Source organism: Brevibacterium rongguiense (genome assembly GCF_009857845.1).
GTDB lineage: Bacteria > Actinomycetota > Actinomycetes > Actinomycetales > Brevibacteriaceae > Brevibacterium > Brevibacterium rongguiense.
The window spans coordinates 73,018-92,185 of the sequence record NZ_WWEQ01000004.1 but is presented as its reverse complement, the minus strand read 5'-3'; the positions used below and the strand labels follow the sequence as shown (position 1 = coordinate 92,185).

Below are 19,168 nucleotides of genomic sequence, written 5' to 3'. Positions count from 1 at the left end.
GCGTTCGTCCTGAGCCAGGATCAAACTCTCCACAAAAAAATGTGCGAGCCAAAAAAGACCCCAGCCGACAAAAGAATCACTGACAAGAACAACACCCCACCAACCCACCACAAAGGGCAGGCAGCCGAGTGTCCGTTACGTCAATCAAATAACTAAATACTTCTGCCAGCCAATACAACAAAAATACTGGCATCGCAGAAAGACTTGTATGTACGAATACGCTATTGAGTTCTCAAAGAACAGACGCTGTGCGCAGGCCGGATGCTCTGTGAGCTTCGGTTACCGCGCTGCGGCAGGGTTACTACTCTAGACCCGATGCAGTGTGCGGAGCAAGTCCGCGAACTGTGATCTCGGCCTCGTGGCCGATTCCGGATCTGCTGCTCATCCGCTGCGGTTCCAGTGGAAACGGGGCTGCATCCGATCGATGATCGGGAGCCCGCTCGCTTCGGTGTTTTCCGCTTCGAGCAACAGGAACCAAGCTACTCGCCCCGAGGTCAGCGCGCAAGTCCGGCCGGTGTGACCCTGGGCACCGCTGGGACGTTGAGGGCATGGACACCGGCTCGAGGCGCGCCCTGTCCGGGCACCCCGGTGGTGTACGCCCGGGCCGCGGTCCTACGGAGCGGGCACGGGCGCGACCAGCTGCGGGCCCTCATTGCCGACCTTCCCGACCGCTTGCCCGACGCGGCGGCGCGCGACCATCGTCGGATCGAAGTCCGCGATCGCCGCACCCAAGACCGCGGCCGCCTCCTCCTTGGCGAGGCTCGGGTCGAGCCAGCGCTCGACTCCCGCACGGTCGAGCATGACCGGCATGCGGTCGTGCACCTGCGTCAGGTGGCCGGCCGCGGGGGCCGTGATGATGCTCGCCGAGACGAGCCACCCGTCCTGCACCGCGGGGTCCTCCCCCGTCACGGTTCCGTCGGCGAGCTCGGCATCGACCCGGCGGAACTCGAAGACGCCGGCCATGAACAGCCAGTCACCGGATTCCGGGTGCATGAACCATGGCTGCTTGCCCGCCTCCGTGCGCTCCCACTCGTAGTAGCCGGCACACGGGACGATGCAGCGGCGCGCACCGAGGGCGGTGCGGAACATGGGCTTGTCCGCGATCGTCTCGCTGCGCGCATTGAACGCCCGCGAGCCGATCCCGATGTCCTTGGCCCAGCCGGGGACCAGGCCCCAGCGGGCGGCCTCGAGGCGGCGGCTCACCTCGCCCGACTCCGCGGGGCGGTCGGCGATGATCGGGATGACCGCGCTCGGCGGCACGTTGTAGCGCTCGCGGTACGGATAGCCGTCGCGGGCGATGTCGAGCTCGTCCACGAGGTCCGCGGGATCGAGCGAGAGGTTGAGGCGTCCGCACATGCCCCGATGCTCCCATGATCCGCACCGGGCCGCTACGGCGCGCTGCGTTGCGGTGCGGCAATCCCAGGCGCAGTCCCGCCCAGGGTGCCTTGCCCCCGCGACGCTCTGCGCTCCCGCTCAGCCCAGTGCCTTCCAGTAGCCCAGCGCCCTTCAACATCCCAGTGCCTTCCAGCAGCCCAGTGCGCTTCAACAGCCCCGCCCCCTTCAGCACCCCAGTGCGCTCAACCAGCCCGGCGCCCTTCAGCTGCCCAGTACTCTCAACCAGCGCAGTGCCCACAACCAGCGCAGTCCCCTCGCTCAGCGCGATGCGCCTTGCCACCCCCGGCGTCCTCGCTCAGCCCGGCACCCCACCGGTCGGCGCCTGTGCCACCCGCGTCTGTCGCGGCGTCGCAATGGCCTCCGCCCCAGCGGCGTGCGCCCCGGAAACCGTCGCCTCAGTAGACTGTGAGGCAGACTGTGCCGCACGCCGCCCACCGCTTGGCGGCACCGCGCGGCGGCCCGGCCGCCGGCCCCGAACAGCCAGGAGAGCGCATGCCCGCAGTGCCCGATCCCATTGAGGAGTCGCGCAAGCAGTGGATCGCGCACGGCTGGGAGGACGCCGCCGACGGCATGACGCTGGTGACCTCCGTCATGCGCGTCCACCAGCTGTTGCTCGCCCGGGTCGACGCCGTGCTCAAGCCGCTCGGGCTGACCTTCTCCCGCTACGAGGTGCTGCGGCTGCTGGCGTTCACGAAGCGCGGCGAGCTGCCGCTCAACAAGGTCACCCAGCGCCTCCAGGTCCACGCCACATCGACGACGAACTCGGTCGACCGACTCGAGGCGGCGGGGCTCGTGGAGCGCCTGCCCCACCCCAATGACGGGCGCACCACGCTCGCGGCGATCACGCCGGAGGGCCGCGCCCTCGTGGAACGGGCAACCGATGCGCTCAACTCGCAGGTCTTCGAGCGCCCGGAAGTCGAGTCGGCCACCCTCACCCAGCTCCTCGGCCGGCTCCTCTACCTGCGCGAGGGCCTCGAGCGCGATCAGGAGGACTGAGGCGAGCGCACGGCCCCGGCTCCTCTACCGCCCGCCGGCCCCGCACCCGAACGCTCATTGCGCACCCGGGCATTGCGTGCCTGGGCTCGCCGCACCTCGCGCCTCGCCGGTCCCCGCACCGATTACTTGGACGTCCAAGTAGTTTCGTCTAGACTCGCCCCAACGCCCTCGGCAGGGCCTCCTGTCCCCCGTTGGGGGGCACACCGCCGACCCGGCGATGCGGTCCCCGCGCGGACAGCCGCGCACCGCCGCGCGGCCGCCACGATGGCCCCACCCGCGGGCCGATCGCCCGAGCACGACGCCGGTGCGCGCACCCGCTGCCCCATGAACGACGAACCGCCACCGCCACACGACGCAGCCACACGACGAAGGAGCCGCCATGGCACGCACCACCGCCGCCGCACTGACCTTTGGCCTCACCGAGGAGCAGCGGGAGCTCTCCGCGATGTGCCGCGACTTCGCGGAAGCGGAGATCGCGCCCCACGCACTCGAGTGGGATGAGAACCACCACTTCCCCGTCGACGTCATCAAGGCCGCCGGTGAGCTGGGCATGGGCGGCATCTACGTCTCCGAGGACAACGGCGGCTCCGGCCTGGGCCGCATGGACGCCGCGCTCATCTTCGAGGCGCTCTCGACCGGCTGCCCCTCGGTGGCCAGCTACATGTCCATCCACAACATGGTCGCGTGGATGCTCGACCGCTACGCCAGCCCCGAACAGCAGGAGAAGTGGCTCACGCCGCTCACAAGCTTCGACAAGCTCGGCAGCTACTGCCTCACCGAGCCCAACGCGGGCTCGGACGCGGCCGCGATCCGCACCTCGGCGCGCCGCGATGGCGACGACTACGTGCTCAACGGCGTCAAGCAGTTCATCTCCGGCGCCGGCGAAACGGACATCTACCTCGTCATGGCCCGCACCGGCCAGGAGGGCGCCCGGGGCATCTCCACCTTCGTCGTGGAGAAGGGAACCGAGGGGCTGACCTTCGGGGCCAACGAGAAGAAGATGGGCTGGCGGGCCCAGCCCACCCGCCAGGTCTTCATGGAGAACATGCGCGTGCCGGCCGGCAACCTCATCGGGGAGGAGGGCCAGGGCTTCAAGATCGCCATGTCCGGGCTCGACGGGGGGCGCCTCAACATCGGCGCCTGCTCGATCGGCGGGGGCCAGGCGGCCCTCGAGAAGGCGATCGCCTACATGGGCGAGCGCCAGGCCTTCGGCACCGACCTCACCGGCTTCCAGGCCCTGCGCTTCGAAGTGGCGGACATGCAGGCCAAGCTCGAGGCCGCCCGCTCCATGCTCTGGCGCGCCGCAGCGGCCTACGATGCGCAGGACCCCAACACCTCGCTGCTGTCGGCCATGGCGAAGCTCACCGCCACGGACACGGGCTTCGAGGTCGCCGACCGGGCCCTCCAGCTGTTCGGCGGCTACGGGTATCTGCAAGAGTATGGAATCGAGAAGCTCGTGCGCGACCTGCGCGTGCACCGGATCCTCGAGGGCACGAACGAGATCATGCGCGTCATCATCTCGCGCAAGAGCACCGGGGTCGCCTGACGCGCGGCCCCGCCCACACAGCACACCAGCCCCATCCGCAGAAGCCAGGAGAGGAACAGATGACGGACACGGAAGCCACGGTCATCGTCGACCGCGACGGAGCGCTCGGCCACATCGAACTCAACAAGCCCAAGGCCATCAACGCGCTGAGCACGGAGATGATCGAGCAGGTCGATCGCGCGCTCATCGACTGGCAGGACGACGACTCGGTCGCCGCGGTGCTCATCACCGGCGCCGGTGAGCGCGGCCTGTGCGCCGGCGGCGACATCAAGGGCATCTACCGCTCGGTCGTCGACGGCACGGACGAGTCCGAGCTCTTCTTCTCCGATGAGTACCGGATGAACAACCGCATCGCGAACTACCCGAAGCCCTACATCGCGTTCATGGACGGGATCACGATGGGCGGCGGGGTGGGCGTGTCCGTCCACGGCAGCGTGCGCATCGTCACCGAGACGACGAAGGTGGGCATGCCGGAGACCGGCATCGGCCTGTTCCCGGACGTGGGCGGCACCTACCTCCTCGCCCGGCTGCCCCACGAGATCGGCATGTACATGGGCCTGACCGGCGAGCCCGTGCGCGCCGGCGCCGCGCTCGCCTACGGGCTGGCCGACCACTTCGTGCCCCGCGCCCAGCTGCCCGCCCTGCGCGCGGCGCTCACCGAGGCCCCCGCGGAGGCGCCCGAGGTGGCCGCCGACTTCGCGGCCCAGTTCGCCGCCGAGGCACCGGAGAACGAGCTCGCCCGCGACGAGCAGTGGATCGCCACCTGCTTCGCCCAGGACTCCGTGCTCGCGATCATCGCCGCCCTGCGCGCCGAGGGCTCCGAAGCGGCGGCGCACACGGCCGACGTGCTCGAATCGAAGTCGCCGCGCTCGCTGGCGGTGACCTTCGAGATGATCCGCACCGCGAAGACGATGAGCCTGCAGGAGGTGCTCGAGCGCGACTACCGCGCCGCGCTCAACATCGCCCACTACCCCGACCTGCGCGAGGGCATCCGCGCCCAGGTCATCGACAAGGACCGCAACCCGCAGTGGGATCCGGCCGCCGTGTCCGCCCTGGACGAGGCGGAGATCCGATCCATCCTCGACACCGAACGCCAGGAGAAGGTCTTCTCATGAGCCAGTACCAGACAATCCTCACCGAAACCGCCGACGGCGTCGCGACGATCACGCTCAACCGGCCCGAGGCGCTCAACGCGCTCAACATGCAGGTGCTCACCGACGTCACCGATGCTGCCGCCGCCTTCGATGCAGACCCGGAGGTCAAGGCGATCGTCATCACCGGCTCCGGCCGCGCGTTCGCCGCGGGCGCGGACATCAAGGAGATGAAGGACCTCGACTTCGCCACGGCCTACAAGGCCGACTGGTTCGCCGGCTGGCGGCGCCTGACGGGCGTGCGCACGCCCATCATCGCCGCCGTCAACGGCTTCGCGCTCGGCGGTGGCTGCGAGCTCGCGATGATGGCCGACATCCTCATCGCGTCGTCGAAGGCGAAGTTCGGCCAGCCGGAGATCAACCTGGGCGTGCTGCCCGGGATGGGCGGCTCGCAGCGCCTCACCCGCGCCGTGGGCAAGGCCAAGGCGATGGACATGTGCCTGACCGGGCGGATGATGGACGCGCAGGAGGCCGAGCGCTCGGGACTCGCCGCGCGCGTCGTGGAGCCCGAGGCGCTCATGGACACCGCCTACGAGATCGCCGGCACGATCGCGAAGAAGTCCGCGGTCGCGACGATGCTCGTCAAGGAGGCCGTCAACCTGGCCTTCGAGACGACGCTCGAGCAGGGGCTCAACTTCGAGCGCCGGCTCTTCCACTCCTCGCTGGCCACGAACGACCAGGTCGAGGGCATGAGCGCCTTCGTGGAGAAGCGGGATCCGAACTTCACGGATTCGTGACCGCCGCCCGGGCTCCACGCCCCGGGGCACCCCGCCCCGCGAACTCCCCGCAGGCCACCCGGCCCGCGGGGAGTTCGCGTATCCGGGCCTAGGGCGCAGCAGTGCCCGCGCTCGGCACGGCGCCCATTGCACGAGCTGCCCGGTGCCCCGTGTGCCTACAATGTGAACGAACGATCACTTATGCCAAAGGAGCCATCCATGTCGCTGCCGTCCGCGCTGCAGGCGCCGCTTCGCCTGCCGGTCATCGCATCGCCCATGTTCATCGCGTCCGGCCCGGAGCTCGTCAAGGCGCAGTGCCAGGCCGGCGTGATCGGCAGCTTCCCGTCGCTGAACGCGCGCCCGGAGGCAGCCCTCCAGGACTGGCTCGATGACATCCGCGAGTCCAATGCGGCATTCGCCCAGGCCAACCCCGGCAAGCACGTGGCCCCGTTCGCGGTCAACCTCATCGTCCACCGCACGAACAACCGCATCGAGCACGACCTGGACGTCGTCGTGCGCAACGAGGTGCCGATCGTCATCACCTCGCTGGGCGCCCGGGAGGACGTCAACGAGGCGATCCACTCCTACGGCGGCGTCGTGCTCCACGACGTCATCAACAACCGCTTCGCCCACAAGGCCGTGGAGAAGGGCGCCGACGGCATCATCGCCGTGGCCGCCGGCGCCGGCGGCCACGCAGGAGCGCTCTCGCCGTTCGCGCTGGTCCGCGAGATCCGCGAGTGGTTCGACGGGCCCATCGCCCTGTCCGGCGCGCTGGCGCACGGCTCCTCGGTCCTCGCCGCCCTCGCCGCGGGCGCCGACTTCGGCTACGTCGGCTCCGCGTTCCTCTCCACCCCCGAGGCGCGGGTCGTCGAGGGCTACCGGCAGATGATCGTGGAGGCCGGCGCCTCCGACGTCGTCTACTCCAACCTCTTCACCGGCGTGCACGGCAACTACCTGCGCGGCTCCATCGAGGCCGCCGGCCTCGACCCCGACGACCTGCCGGTCTCCGATCCCTCGAAGATGAGCTTCGGCACGGAGGAGGGCTCGAAGGCCAAGGCGTGGAAGGACATCTGGGGCTCCGGCCAGGGCGTGGGCGCGATCACCGAGTCGGTGCCCACCGCGCAGCTCGTCGACCGGCTCGCCGAGCAGTTCGTCCGCGCGCAGGACTCGCTGCGCGAGCGCCTGGCGCCGTTCGCAAACTGAGCCGCCCAGGCCACCGGCCGCCCACCGCCCCGGATCACGGTCCGGGGCGGATGTGCGCGCGGATGGCGCGCCCGATGGCGCGCATGCCGTCCTCGGCCGCGATCCTGCGGTCGCCGCCGGCTTCGTCCCATTCGGCGAGCACCGCGTAGGACACGGCGGCGGCGGGTCCCTGCGCGAGGCCCACGTCCGCGCGCAGGATCGAGATGTAGCCGGTCTTGTGGCGCAGGACGATGCCGTCGTCGGCTTCGACGTGGTCGAGGGCGTCCAGGTTGAGGCCCCCGGCCACGAGGCTCGTGTCGACATCGGCGGCGAGGTAGCCGAGCACCATGTCCGAGACCTCGCGGCTGACGGCGAGCCCGGCGGCGAGCAGCCGCATGGTCCGGCCCAGCTCCGCGGCCGTCCCGAAGGACGCCGTCCACGGCATGCCAGGCTCCCGGGCCGAGCGGATGTAGTCCCACAGGCTCGTCTGGGCCAGGCCCAGGCGCGGGGCGACGGCGCGCACGGCCTCGAGGCCGCACAGGTGGATGAGCGCGTTCGTCGCGAGGTTGTCGCTCACGGCCGCGACGAGCAGGCACGCGTCGCCCACCGTGATGGGCGCGCGCAGCCAGCGCAGCAGGCCGGAGTCGCCCACCGCGTGCTCCTGCGGCACGTCCAGCGGTGCATCCGGGTCGAGCCGGCCGTCGGCGATGCGCGTGCAGGCCTCGATGAGGAGGAACACCTTGCCGATGCTCGCAGTTCGGTGCTGCGCCTGGGCGCGGTGGACCGCGAGCGGGCGCCCCGAGCGCGCCTCGGCGATCTCGATCGACCAGTCGATGCCGTCCGGCAGCGGGGGCAGGACGAGCTCCGGCGCGGTCGCGGGGCCCGCAGCGCCGGGGCTCATGCGGCGCCGCCCGCTGCCGGGGGCGCCGGCTCCCCGAGCACCTCGAGCGCCGGGGCGCCCCCGGCCGGGGCGCGCAGCTCCACCGGCACGCCCAGGCCCACGGCGGGCGCCTCGGGGTCGTGGCCCAGGCCCAGTCCGGCCACCACCGGGATGGCGCGTTCGGCGAAGTACTCGCGCAGCAGCCCCTCGATGGCCGCCGGGTCCCCGCAGTCCTGCCACGAGCCCAGCACGATGCCGGCCAGGGACTCGAACCAGCCGGAGCGCTCGAGCTGGAGGAGCAGGTTGTCCAGGCGCTGGGGGTCCTCGTCGACGTCCTCGAGCACGGCGATGGCCGACGTGCCGTCGGCACCGGGGCGGGAGTCCTCGGGCGCGCCGAGGGAGGCGGCGATGAGGCTGAGGTTGCCCCCGGTCAGCACGCCGCGCGCGGTGCCAGGCGCCAGGACAGTGGGCGCGCGCAGGTCGGTCTCCGGCCGTGCACCCGCCGCCGAGGCGCTGGCCTGGCTTGCCTCCGGCGCGAGGGTCGGCTCCGCCGCCGAGGCGCCGGCCAGGTCCAGTGCTCCGGTGATGGTCCGGCCGCCCCAGGGTTCGAGCATCCAGGCGCGCACGTCGGCGCGGATGCGCGCGCTGTCAGCGAACACGGCGTTGCCGGGCATGGGAGAGAACAGGGTGGGCACCCCGATCCAGGCCTGCCACGCCCGGTGGAGGGCGGTGATGTCGGAGGAGCCGGTGAGCAGCTTGGGCCGGCCGTCGGGCAGGCGGGCCGCGGCGCGCAGCGCGCGGAAGTCCAGGCCGTCGAGCAGCCGCATGGCGCCGTAGCCCCCGCGCAGGGCCACGACCGCGGCGACGGCGGGATCCGTCCACGCGGTGACCAGGTCCCTGCGGCGCACCTCGTCCGAGCCGGCCAGGTAGGAGGCGCGCTCGTCGACGGCGAGTGCCGATTCGCCCACGACGACCTCGAGGCCCCAGGCGCGCAGGGCGCCCACCGCCGCGTCGAGGTGCTCCCGCTTGGCCGGGCTCGAGGGCGAGACGATCGCCACCCGATCGCCGGGGCGCAGCGGGGCCTGCGCGGCGAACGGGTTGGCCGGGGCGCTCACCGCCCGTCCCGGGCGGGTGCTGCGTGCGAGCCCCGGGCGGCCGGACCGTGGCCCGTCCCGCCGCCGGCCTCGGCACCTGTCGCGGCGCCCTCGGGCAGCGGGCGCAGGCTGGGCGCCGCGGCGATGAGGCGCTTCGTGTAGTCGTGCTGCGGGTGGAGCAGCACGTCGTCGACGGTGCCCTTCTCCACGATCCGCCCGGAGTGCATGACCGCGACCGTGTCCGCGATGTTCCACGCCAGGCCCAGGTCGTGGGTGATGATGAGCGCGGAGAGGCCCAGGCGGGCGCGCAGGTCGAGGAAGAGGCCCAGGATCTCACCCCGCACGGAGGCGTCGAGGCTGGCCACGGGCTCGTCGGCGACGAGCAGCCGGGGGCCGAGTGCCAGCGCACCGGCGATGACGACGCGCTGGCGCTGGCCGCCGGAGAGCTCCTGCGGAATGGACTCGAAGAAGTCCTGCGCCGGCCGCAGCTCGGCGGCCTCGAGCGCCTCGGCGACCCGGCGGGCCTCGTCGTCCATGCCGTGGATGCGCAGGCCCTCCGCCACCGCCTCGTAGACGCTCAGGCGCGGGTTGAGCGAGCCCGACGGGTCCTGGAGGACGAGCTGGACCTCCCGCCGGAAGGCCTTGAGCGCCCGCCCGCGGGTGGGGATCGGCTCGCCCCGGAACGTCACGCGGGTGCCGCGGTCGGGCTCCTGGATGCCGAGCAGCGTGCGCGCCAGCGTGGTCTTGCCGGAGCCGGACTGGCCGACGAGGGCCATGATCTCGCCCTCGCGGACGGTGAAGTCGACATCGTCGACGGCGCTGACCCGCCGCCCGCGGGCGGAGAAGGTCACCGACAGGCCCTGCGCCTCGAGCAGGACCGGCGCCGAGGCGTAGTCGGGCGCTGCCGCATCGGGCGCCTCGGGCGCGGGACGGCTGGGCGCGTCGGGCACCGGATCCGTGGGCGCCTCGGGCGCGGAGGCGGCGGGCTTTGCTGCGGCGGCCGTGCCCTCCCCCGCCGGATTTGCCGGCTTTGCCGGCTCGACCGGCTCCGCCGCGGCGGCAGCCGCCGAGCGGCGGGCCGGGCGCATCCGGGAGGCCGGATCGCCGATCGTGGGGAACGCGTCGGCCAGCGCCCGGGTGTAGGGATGGTGCGCGGCTGTCGCGATCTGCTGGGCGGACCCGAGCTCGATGACCTCCCCGTCCTTCATCACCGCGATGCGCTGGCAGACCTGCGCGAGCACGGACAGGTCGTGGGAGATCATGACGAGCGAGATGCCCGCCTCCGCGACGCGCGCGGTCAGCAGCGCGAGCACCTGTTCCTGGACGATGACGTCGAGGGCGGTGGTGGGCTCGTCGGCGATGATGATGTCCGGCTCGCAGGCCAGCGCCATCGCGATCATGACGCGCTGCTTCTGGCCCCCGGAGAGCTCGTGCGGGTAGGCCTTCGCGTGCTCGGGGGCCAGGTCGACGGAGGCGAGGAGGTCGAGCATGCGCGCCCGGCGCGCCTCGGGCGTCTGCCAGGATTTCGCGGTGTGGTGGCTGAGCGCCTCCATGATCTGCCAGGCGACGGTGCGCACGGGGTTGAGCGAGTGCAGGGCCCCCTGGAAGACGATCGAGGCCGCATCCCACCGCAGCGCGCGCATCTGCCCGAAGGACAGGTCCGCGACGTCCTCGCCGCCCAGGAGCACGCGCCCGGTCACCGTGGCGCTGTCCGGCAGGAGCCGCAGCGGGGCCATGATGAGCGTCGACTTGCCGGAGCCGGACTCCCCCGCGATGCCCAGGGTGCCGCCGGCGGGGATGTCGAGCGAGACGTCCTTGACGGCGCGGATGTCTCCGCGGGCCGAGCGGGTGGAATAGGTGATCGAGACGTCGTCGAAGACGAGGTCGGCCATCAGCGGCTCCTGAGCGTGGGGTTGGCGATGGTCTCGAAGGCGCGGCCCACGAGGGTGAAGGCGAGCACGACGATGAGGATCGCGATGCCCGGGGTGAGGATGTACCACCAGTAGCCGCTCGTCGCGGCCGAGGAGTCCATCGCGTTCTTGAGGATCGTGCCCCACGACTGCTTCGTGGGATCGCCCAGGCCCAGGAACGACAGCGTCGACTCGGCGATGATCGCCCCGCCCACCGTGAGCGTGGTGTTGGCCAGCACGAGCGGGAGCACGGCGGGGAAGAGGTGCTTGCCGATGATGTGCCAGTGGCCGGCGCCGAGCACGCGGGCGCGCTCGATGTAGAGCCGGGAGTCCGCGCTGAGCGTCTGCGAGCGCACGACGCGGGCGGTGCCCGCCCAGCTCGTCACGCCCAGGGCGATGACGATCGTGAGCACCCCGCGCTCGAGCACGGAGGACAGCACGATCGCGAGGATGAGCGAGGGCAGCACGAGGAAGAAGTCGATGACGCGCATGATGACCGCGGCGACCCAGCCGGTGAAGTGGCCGGCGGCCATGCCCACGAGCGTGCCGATCACCATCGACATGAGGGTCGCCGCGACGCCCACGGTCAGGGATACGCGCGAGCCCCAGATCATCCGGACCCACAGCTCGCGGCCCTGGTCGTCCGTGCCCAGCGGGTGGGCGAGCGAGGGGGGCGCGAAGCGCGGCTGGTCGAGCAGCTGGGTGACGTCGAGCATCCGCGCGGGCGCGATGACGGGGGCCAGGATCGCCGCGAGCACGACGAGGCCCAGGATGACGAGCGCGCCGAGCGCCAGCCGGTCGGAGGCGAACTCGTGCCAGATGCGCGCCAGGGAGCGACGGCGCCGGTCCCAGGCGATCGCGCGGGCCGAGGCGGGGCCCGGCTGGGCACCGCCGGCTCCGGGTCGGGGGCTGCCGGGGGTGCGGGCGGGTGTCTGAGTGCTCATGCGCGGCGGATCCTCGGGTCGAGCTGGCGGTAGACGAGATCGGCGATGAGGTTCATGACGATGATGATCGCCGAGAACACGACGAACGTGCCCTGCAGAAGGGGCAGGTCAGGGCCGTGGATCGCCTCGAAGGTGAGCTTGCCCAGCCCGGGCCACGAGAACACGGCCTCGACCGTGACCGCGCCGGCGATGAGCCCGCCGATGTGCATGAAGACGATCGTCACGGTGGGCAGCAGCGCGTTGGGTACCGCGTGCTTCGTGCGCACCTCGTCCTCCGTCAGGCCCTTGGCCCGTGCGGTGGTGAGGTAGTCCGCGCTCATCTCCTCGAGCAGCGAGGCGCGCATGACCATGAGGTACTGGGCGTAGACGACCGCGGTCAGGGTGATGACGGGCAGCACGAGGTGGGCGACGATGCTGATGAGCCACGCACCGGACCAGGGGGCGAGGTTCGCCGTGACCATGCCGCCGGTGGGGAACCAGTGGAGGATGCCGCCGAAGAGCATGAGGAGCAGCAGGGCCAGCCAGAAGGTGGGCACGGACCACAGCACGAGCGAGGAGCCCGAGGCGATCTTGTCGAACCACGAGCCGCGGGCCCACGCGGACTTCTGCCCCAGCCACAGGCCCAGCACGATGGCGAGCACGGCCGAGGTGCCGGTGAGCAGGATCGTCGGCCAGAAGTACTGGGCGATGAGGTCGCTCACCGGCATCTTGTACACGTAGCTCGTGCCGAAGTTGCCGGTGAAGACGTTGACGATGTAGTCCCAGAACTGGGCGAGGAACGGCTTGTCGAGGCCGTACTCGTGGCGCAGCTGGGCGATCTGGTCGGCCGACATCGGCCGCTCGCGGGCGATCTTGGCCACGGGGTCGCCGGGCAGCAGGCGGAACGCGAAGAAGCCCAGCAGGATGACCATGCCCAGGCTGATGAGCGCGCCGCCCACCTTGCCGGCCAGATACGGCAGGAAACCGCCGCCGAGGCGCCCGGCGGGCGCCTCGGCGGCGGAGTCGACCTGAGTCTCAAGCGCGGTCATCGGCCGACTTCCTGCGCAGCACGGCGAACACGACGCCGCCGATGATGAGGAGGACGACGATGCCGCCGCCCACCCACACGCCGGTGGGCACGCCGCCGCCGGACTTCGCGCCGGAGACGGGCTTGGCCTCGAAGAAGCCCCAGTAGCCGGACTGGTTCGTGATCGAGCCGCCGTCGGAGGGCTGCAGGCCGAAGTCCTCGAAGCGGTCGGAGCGGTAGCCCTCGAGGTTCTTCGCGTACCACAGCGTGATGGACGGCGCGTCGTTGTAGTGGATCATCTGCGCCTTGCGCACGAGCTCCTGGCGCTTGCCCTTGTCGAGCTCCGCGTGCTGCTGCTTGTAGAGCTTGTCGAACTCGGGGTTGCACCAGCCGTCCTGCGTCGTGGGCCCGGTGCCGTCCGCGTTGGGCCGCGAGGCGCACGTGTTGATGCTCAGCTGGTAATCCGGGTCCGGCGAGGTGCCCCAGCCGCTGACGACGACGTCGTAGTCGCCCTTGGCGGTGCGGGTGGACAGGGTGTCCGAGTCGCTGGACTTCACATCGAGCTTGATGCCGATGTCCTTCATCCACGGGCCCAGGTAGTCCGACATGGTCTGCTGGTCCGGGTCCGTCGAGTCGATGTCGAAGCGCAGCTCGAGCTTCTTGCCGTCCTTCTCGCGGATGCCGTCCTTGCCGGCCTTCCAGCCGGCCTCGTCGAGCTTCTTCTTCGCCTCATCCGGGTTGAAGGACACGAGGCCCGGCTGGTCGTCCGGCACGTGCCAGTCCGACCACGCGTCCGGGATGAACGAGGTGGCCTTCGACGCCTGGTCCTGGAGGACCTGCTTGCGCAGCGAGTCGATGTCGATGCCCAGGCGGATGGCCTGGCGGACCTCGACGTCCTTGAGGGCTGCGTTGCCGGTGCCGAAGGCCTCGTTCTTGGCGTTCGCGTAGCCCGGGTTGAGCGCGAGCGAGGTGAAGCGCTTGCCCTTGCCGGGGTTCGTCGCCACACCCTCGACGCCCTGGAGCGACTTGAACTGGTTGGGTGTGAGGCCGGCGACGAGGTCGACCTCGCTGGCGCGCAGCGCCTGCACCGAGGCGTCCGGGTTCGTGTAGTAGACGTACTCGATCCCGTTGATCTTGGGCGCGCCGCGCCAGAAGTTGGGGTTGGCCTTGAGCGTGATGTGCTGGTTGGCCTGGTATGACTCGATCTGGTAGGGACCGGAGCCCACCGTGGCCTTGTCATTGGCCCACTTCGAGGGGTCCTTCTGCTTCGACCAGATGTGCTCGGGCACCACCGGGATCTCGATGCCCGGGTTGGCCGCCTGCGGGGTCTTGAGCTTGATGACGAGGGTCTGGTCGTCCGGGGTCTCGACCTTGTCGAAGTTCTCCACGAGGTTGCCGTTCGCGGCGCCCATCTCCGCGCTCTTCATCATCTGCGTGTACGTCCACGCGGGATCCTTGGAAGTCAGCGGCTCGTCATCGGACCACTTGAGGTCCTTGTGGAGGTGGAAGGTCCACGTCTTGCCGTCCTCGCTCGTCTCCCACTTCTCCGCGAGGCCCTCGGTGGGCTCGCCCTTCTCCTGGTCGTACTGCACGAGGTTTTCGTACATGTAGCGGAACAGCCCGGTGGGCAGGGAGTAGTACGAGGTGAACGGGTTGAAGCTGTCGACGTAGCCGGAGGTGGCCACGCGCAGCACATCGTCGCTCGCGGCGACGGTGGCCTGCGAGGTGGAGGGGGATGCCGTCGACGCTGCCGCGGGGAGGCCGAACGAGCTCGTGCTCGCGGTGAGGGCGGCGGCCGCGAGCACGGCCCCCGCCATCCGGGTCAAACGGGGGCGCTGTGGGAAGTTCACGGGGGAGCTCGCTTTCGTATCCGCGCCGCGGGGGTCGATGTCTGGCATTTCGATCACCTTGGGCTGTGAGGTCGGTAAGAACAGTGAACTATCGTGATGCCCGTCACCGCAAATCACCGGCGTGTCCGGTCCTCATGCTGAGACGCGCAGCGCCCTCACCGGTGCGCGTCCCTCGCCGGCGCCGAGGTGCCCTCTGACCTGGGTTTTCGGGCTCAGCCGCGTCCGCACGGGCAGCGATGGCCCGTGCGCGCGTGCGCTCCCGCGCAGAGCCGCTGTGCGGAAAACGGCTGCCACCGGGGCGGCGGGGGCCGGGCCGGCGCCTCGGCGGCTATTCGTCTTCGTCGTCGGCCCGGGCGACCCGGCTGACGCCGGGCAGTTCGGCCAGGCGGCTGAGCAGCGCATCGAGGTCCATCCGGCCGGAGACCTCGAGGGTGAGCCGGACGATGCCGTCATCCGAGCGGTCCGGCGAGGCGCTGCTGATCGCCCAGCCGCGCGAGGTGATGGCCTGGAGGATCGCGCGCAGCAGGCCCTGGCCGTCGGTGTACTCGACGTCGATGCGCACCACCGCCGAGCGGCGGCCCAGCAGCCGCGAGGCCAGCGGCCCAAAGCCGAAGCCCACGACGAAGTGCAGGGCGGTGACGAGCACGGCGAGCAGCCACAGCCCGGCGCCGGCGGCCATGCCGATCGCGGCGGTCTCCCACACGGAGGCCGCCGTGGTCAGGCCGCGCACGGTGCCGCGGTTGGTGAGGATGAGGCCCGCGCCCAGGAAGCCCACGCCGGAGACGATCTGCGCGGCGACGCGGGAGGGGTCGAGGACGATCTCATCGGAGAGCACGCTGAAGAACCCGTACTTGCTCACGAGCATGAACAGCGCCGAGGCGGTCCCGACGATCGCCTGGGTGCGCATGCCCGCGCTCTTGCCGCGCAGCTGCCGCTCGAAGCCCACCAGGGAGCTGAGGGCGAACGCGAGCAGCAGCTCGAGGACCTGGGTGAGGCCCTGGCCCGCGAAGATGGTCTCAAGGTTCATGGTGCGCGTGTCCTTTGCCGCTGCCCGGTGTGCGCGGCGCCGGTCGCTGCGCGCCGGCTCATCGTAGCGCGCAGCTCTGACGCGGAGGGGCTAAGGCGGTGAATGACGAGGGGCGGTGCCGCCACGGCGGCACCGCCCCTCACGCGCCCTTGCCCGTCCTCACCCGCTCCGGCCGGCTCAGGCGCGCTCGTCGGCGGTCGAGCGCCGGCGCAGGAAGTACAGCACGCCGCCCGCGCCGCACACCACCGCGATGCCCACCCCGATCCACAGGCCCGGCGACATGCCGCCGGACTGCTGTGACCCCTCGCCCACGGGCTCGGCGAGGTAGTAGTCCCAGTAGCCGGCCTGGCCCACGATCGAACCGTCGTTCGTGGGCTGCTTGCCGAACCCGGTGAAGCGATCGGAGCGGTAGGCCTCTGCCGCCTTCGGGTACCACAGCATGATCTCCGCGGAGTCCGTGTAGTGGATGCGCTGGGCCTGGCGCACGAGCTCCTGGCGCTTGGCCTGGTCCTGTTCGACGTGCTGGCGGTCGTAGAGCTCATCGAACTTCGGGTTGCAGTAGAAGTCCTGCGTGGTGGGGCCGTTGCCGCCCTCCCCCGGACGCGAGTCGCACGTGTTGATCTGCAGCTGGTAGTCCGGGTCGGGCGGCACCGCCCACGGGGAGACGTACATGTCGTAGTCGCCCTTGCCGATCCGGTCCACCTGCGTGTCCGCGTCCGTCGCGTCGACGTGGAGGTCGATGCCGATCTTCTTCATCCACGGCACCAGGTAGTCCGCCGTCGTCTGGTCGGTCGTGGACTCGGAGTCCTCGAGGAACCGCAGGCTGAGCTTCTTGCCGTCCTTGGTCCGGATGCCGCCCTCGCCCTCCTTCCAGCCCGCCTCGTCGAGGAGCTTCTTCGCGGCCTCCACGTCGTAGCCGAGCTTCACCCCGTCGTCCGGGGCGAGTGTCCAGTCCTTCCACGTGGCGGGGATGATGCCGAGCGCGGGGGCGGCGTTGTCGCGCATGACCTGCTGGCGCAGCGCGTCGAGGTCCGTGCCCCGCCTGATCGCCTGGCGCACCTTGACGTCCTCGAGCGCCGCATTGCCGGTGCCGTAGCGCTTGCCCTTCGCGTCCGCGGCCCCCGGGTTGAGGGCGAGTGAGACAAAGCGGCGCGCCTGGCCCAGGTTCGTCGCGATCCCGTCCTGGTTCTGCAGCGATTCGAACTGCTGGGGGTTGAGCCCGGAGACCAGGTCCACCTCGTTGGACTTGAGCGCCTGGACGGAGGCGTCCGGGTTCGAGTAGTTGACGAACTCGACGCCCTTGACCTTGGGCGCGCCGCGCCAGAAGTGCGGGTTGGCCGTGAGGGTGATGTGCTGGTTGGGCTTGTACTCGGAGATGACGAAGGGCCCCGAGCCCACGACGTCCTTGTCGTTGGCGAACTTCGCGGGATCCTGCTTCGACCAGACGTGCTCGGGCACGATGGCGGTCTCCAGGCCGGGGTTGGCCGCCTGGGGGCGGCGCAGGCGGATGACGAACGTCGTGTCGTCCGTGGCGTCGACGCCCGCGAAGTCCTTGACCATCGCCCCGTTCGAGGCGGCGAGCGCGGGGTTCTTCAGCATCGTGTTGTAGGTGTAGGCGGCGTCGGCGGCCGTGATGGGCTCACCGTCGGACCACTGCATGTTCGGCCGGATGTGGAACGTCCACGTCTTGCCGTCCTTGCTCGTCTCCCACTTCTCCGCGATGCCCGCGGTGGGGGCGCCCTTCTCCTGGTCGTAGCCCACGAGGTACTCGTACGTGTGGCGCAGCATGACGATCGGCAGTGCGTACTGGGTGGTGAAGGGGTTGAAGTTGTCGACGAAGCCCTTCGACGCCACCCGGATGACGTCGCCCTGGGCCTGCGCGGTCGCCTGGGTCTCGCTCGGGCTCGCCGCGCCCGAGGCGGTGGTCGCGCTGGCCAGCGGGGCCGCCAGGGCAAGCGCGAGCGCCGCGGCGGCGGCCAGACCCGAGCGCAGGGACAGCGCTCGTGCGGGCCCGGGGCGGGCTGGGCCCGTGGCGGTGTCGGGCCGTGGGGCCGAGCGGGGAGTGCGGGGCGATGGGAGTGGCACAGCGGGCTCCTTCGAGGTGAGGACGAGCGGGCCTGGCGGGGGATCGGGTCGGGCGGGCTGCAGCGGGTGAGCGGGGTGCGCCGGGGTGGGCGGCCCCGGCAGGCGCGCAGCGCCGAATGTGCCTGCGGCCCTACGCCCATCCAACACCGTGAGCTATATCACTGTCGAGTGCACTGGGCTCCCGCGGGTCTCGCTACGATGGGTGTGCGAGGCGCTCGCTTCCAGCTTCCCCGACCCGCGAAGGCCCCATGTCACACTCCTCCCCCGGTCCCGACCGCGGCAGTCGGCGCCTCTCGCGCGCGCTGGCCTGCCTCGCCCTCGCGCCCCTTTTCGCCGTCGCGGCCTGCGGCCCCGCCGACACGGACCCCGCTGCGCCGGACGGCGGCAGCGCGGGTGCGCCATCGGGTGCGGGCCAGGTGGGGGCGGCCGAGCAGTCACCCGACTCCCCTCCGGCGTCGGAAACGGCGGCCGGCACCGCGCGCAGCGCGGAGGCCCAGCTCGCCGCGCTGGCGGTCAAGGGGCGCGCACCGAAGACGGGGTACGACCGGACCGGGTTCGGCTGGCGCCGGGACACCGACCACAACGGCTGCGATACCCGCAACGACGTGCTGCGCCGCGACCTCGTGGGCATCGCCGTGCAGGCCGGTGCGCCCTGCGTCGTCGTGACCGGGTCGCTGCACGACCCGTACTCGGGCCGGGCGATCGCCTTCGACCGGGCGCACAGCCGTGTCGACATCGACCACGTCGTGGCGCTCTCCGATGCGTGGCAGTCCGGAGCCCAGCAGCTTGACGAGCAGCGGCGCGTGGCACTGGCCAACGACCCCCTCAACGTGCTGGCGGTCTCGAGTACCCTCAACCGGCAGAAGAGCGACGGCGATGCCGCGACGTGGCTGCCGCCGGCCAAGGGCTACCGCTGCGAGTACGCGGCGCGCCAGATCGCGGTCAAGGCGAAGTACGGCCTGTGGGTCAAGCCCGCCGAGCGCAGCGCACTGGCCCGGGTGCTCAGCCGCTGCCCGTCCCAGCCGGCCTTCGACCAGCCCGTCGCGTGGCCGGCACCCGACGCGCACGACTACCCCACCGCGAAGCCGAGCGGACGCGAGAAGGCGCGGAGCACCTCGGGCGCGGGTGGCTCGCAGGGCGGCGGCAGCGGGACTGGCAGCGGGTCACGCGGAGGAAGCGGGTCGGGCGGCGGCAGCGGCAGTGGCGACAGCGCGGGGTACGCGAACTGCACGGCCGCGCGCGAGGCCGGGGCGGCGCCCCTGCACCGCGGCGACCCGGGCTACTCGTCGAAGCTCGACCGCGACGGGGACGGCACGGCGTGCGAGTGAGCGGCGCGCGCCGCACGTGCCACGCGCAAGTGGCCCACCGGAGCCGATGAGGCATCCG

Annotated in this window: 15 protein-coding genes; 6 read left to right on the top strand and 9 right to left on the bottom strand. The window is 71.2% G+C overall.

Annotated features, from left to right (window positions below; translation table 11 throughout):
* Positions 1-612: 612 nt before the first annotated feature.
* Positions 613-1,356 (bottom strand): SOS response-associated peptidase, encoded by a 744-nt coding sequence (locus GSY69_RS01885; RefSeq protein WP_160952197.1) that lies wholly within the window; start codon positions 1,354-1,356, stop codon positions 613-615.
* A 531-nt stretch (positions 1,357-1,887) separates the two neighbouring features.
* Here GSY69_RS01885 and GSY69_RS01880 point away from each other — a divergent pair.
* The 5 genes from GSY69_RS01880 (at position 1,888) to GSY69_RS01860 (ending at position 7,007) form a co-directional block, all read left to right on the top strand.
* Positions 1,888-2,391, top strand: coding sequence for a MarR family winged helix-turn-helix transcriptional regulator (locus GSY69_RS01880; protein WP_160952196.1), 504 nt, complete (start codon positions 1,888-1,890; stop codon positions 2,389-2,391).
* A 379-nt stretch (positions 2,392-2,770) separates the two neighbouring features.
* A complete protein-coding gene (locus GSY69_RS01875; RefSeq protein WP_160952195.1) occupies positions 2,771-3,937 on the top strand; it encodes an acyl-CoA dehydrogenase family protein in 1,167 nt (388 codons plus the stop codon).
* 59 nt (positions 3,938-3,996) lie between these two features.
* Positions 3,997-5,052, top strand: coding sequence for an enoyl-CoA hydratase/isomerase family protein (locus GSY69_RS01870; protein WP_160952194.1), 1,056 nt, complete (start codon positions 3,997-3,999; stop codon positions 5,050-5,052).
* Entirely contained in the window at positions 5,049-5,825 is a 777-nt protein-coding gene (locus GSY69_RS01865; protein WP_160952193.1) for an enoyl-CoA hydratase, read from the top strand. Before GSY69_RS01870 ends, GSY69_RS01865 begins: the two co-directional genes overlap by 4 nt.
* Before the next feature lie 198 nt (positions 5,826-6,023).
* Positions 6,024-7,007, top strand: coding sequence for an NAD(P)H-dependent flavin oxidoreductase (locus GSY69_RS01860; protein ID WP_160952192.1), 984 nt, complete (start codon positions 6,024-6,026; stop codon positions 7,005-7,007).
* A 34-nt stretch (positions 7,008-7,041) separates the two neighbouring features.
* Here the strand turns inward: GSY69_RS01860 and GSY69_RS01855 are convergent, their stop codons facing one another.
* The 8 genes from GSY69_RS01855 to GSY69_RS01820 all read right to left on the bottom strand — a co-directional run bounded on the left by GSY69_RS01855 (position 7,042) and on the right by GSY69_RS01820 (position 17,782).
* Complete coding sequence (locus GSY69_RS01855; protein ID WP_160952191.1) at positions 7,042-7,887, bottom strand: serine hydrolase; 846 nt, start codon at positions 7,885-7,887, stop codon at positions 7,042-7,044.
* Positions 7,884-8,981: a S66 peptidase family protein gene (locus GSY69_RS01850; protein WP_160952190.1), complete on the bottom strand. Its 1,098-nt coding sequence runs from the start codon at positions 8,979-8,981 to the stop codon at positions 7,884-7,886. The genes GSY69_RS01855 and GSY69_RS01850 overlap by 4 nt, the downstream gene beginning before the upstream one ends.
* Complete coding sequence (locus tag GSY69_RS14370; protein ID WP_160952189.1) at positions 8,978-10,852, bottom strand: dipeptide ABC transporter ATP-binding protein; 1,875 nt, start codon at positions 10,850-10,852, stop codon at positions 8,978-8,980. Before GSY69_RS14370 ends, GSY69_RS01850 begins: the two co-directional genes overlap by 4 nt.
* Complete coding sequence (locus tag GSY69_RS01840) at positions 10,852-11,814, bottom strand: ABC transporter permease (protein WP_160952188.1); 963 nt, start codon at positions 11,812-11,814, stop codon at positions 10,852-10,854. Before GSY69_RS01840 ends, GSY69_RS14370 begins: the two co-directional genes overlap by 1 nt.
* Positions 11,811-12,842 (bottom strand): ABC transporter permease, encoded by a 1,032-nt coding sequence (locus GSY69_RS01835; RefSeq protein ID WP_160952187.1) that lies wholly within the window; start codon positions 12,840-12,842, stop codon positions 11,811-11,813. The genes GSY69_RS01840 and GSY69_RS01835 overlap by 4 nt, the downstream gene beginning before the upstream one ends.
* Positions 12,829-14,718: an ABC transporter substrate-binding protein gene (locus GSY69_RS01830; RefSeq protein WP_235936201.1), complete on the bottom strand. Its 1,890-nt coding sequence runs from the start codon at positions 14,716-14,718 to the stop codon at positions 12,829-12,831. The genes GSY69_RS01835 and GSY69_RS01830 overlap by 14 nt, the downstream gene beginning before the upstream one ends.
* Positions 14,719-14,998: 280 nt before the next feature.
* Positions 14,999-15,697 carry an MgtC/SapB family protein gene (locus tag GSY69_RS01825; protein WP_160952186.1) on the bottom strand — a complete coding sequence of 233 codons (699 nt, stop codon included), beginning with the start codon at positions 15,695-15,697 and terminating at the stop codon, positions 14,999-15,001.
* A 177-nt stretch (positions 15,698-15,874) separates the two neighbouring features.
* The gene (locus GSY69_RS01820) at positions 15,875-17,782 is read right to left on the bottom strand and encodes an ABC transporter substrate-binding protein (protein ID WP_160952185.1); all 1,908 of its coding nucleotides are present in this window, start codon (positions 17,780-17,782) and stop codon (positions 15,875-15,877) included.
* A 248-nt stretch (positions 17,783-18,030) separates the two neighbouring features.
* Between GSY69_RS01820 and GSY69_RS01815 the strand changes: the two genes are divergently transcribed.
* Positions 18,031-19,110, top strand: a complete 1,080-nt coding sequence (locus GSY69_RS01815) for an excalibur calcium-binding domain-containing protein (protein ID WP_160952184.1) — start codon at positions 18,031-18,033, stop codon at positions 19,108-19,110.
* Positions 19,111-19,168 lie beyond the last annotated feature (58 nt).

Coding starts and splice junctions, on each gene's coding strand:
- GSY69_RS01885 (WP_160952197.1), bottom strand. CDS start 1,356: ATGTGCGGACGCCTCAACCTCTCGCTCGATCCCGCGGACCTCGTGGAC.
- GSY69_RS01880 (WP_160952196.1), top strand. CDS start 1,888: ATGCCCGCAGTGCCCGATCCCATTGAGGAGTCGCGCAAGCAGTGGATC.
- GSY69_RS01875 (WP_160952195.1), top strand. CDS start 2,771: ATGGCACGCACCACCGCCGCCGCACTGACCTTTGGCCTCACCGAGGAG.
- GSY69_RS01870 (WP_160952194.1), top strand. CDS start 3,997: ATGACGGACACGGAAGCCACGGTCATCGTCGACCGCGACGGAGCGCTC.
- GSY69_RS01865 (WP_160952193.1), top strand. CDS start 5,049: ATGAGCCAGTACCAGACAATCCTCACCGAAACCGCCGACGGCGTCGCG.
- GSY69_RS01860 (WP_160952192.1), top strand. CDS start 6,024: ATGTCGCTGCCGTCCGCGCTGCAGGCGCCGCTTCGCCTGCCGGTCATC.
- GSY69_RS01855 (WP_160952191.1), bottom strand. CDS start 7,887: ATGAGCCCCGGCGCTGCGGGCCCCGCGACCGCGCCGGAGCTCGTCCTG.
- GSY69_RS14370 (WP_160952189.1), bottom strand. CDS start 10,852: ATGGCCGACCTCGTCTTCGACGACGTCTCGATCACCTATTCCACCCGC.
- GSY69_RS01840 (WP_160952188.1), bottom strand. CDS start 11,814: ATGAGCACTCAGACACCCGCCCGCACCCCCGGCAGCCCCCGACCCGGA.
- GSY69_RS01835 (WP_160952187.1), bottom strand. CDS start 12,842: ATGACCGCGCTTGAGACTCAGGTCGACTCCGCCGCCGAGGCGCCCGCC.
- GSY69_RS01830 (WP_235936201.1), bottom strand. CDS start 14,718: ATGCCAGACATCGACCCCCGCGGCGCGGATACGAAAGCGAGCTCCCCC.
- GSY69_RS01825 (WP_160952186.1), bottom strand. CDS start 15,697: ATGAACCTTGAGACCATCTTCGCGGGCCAGGGCCTCACCCAGGTCCTC.
- GSY69_RS01815 (WP_160952184.1), top strand. CDS start 18,031: ATGTCACACTCCTCCCCCGGTCCCGACCGCGGCAGTCGGCGCCTCTCG.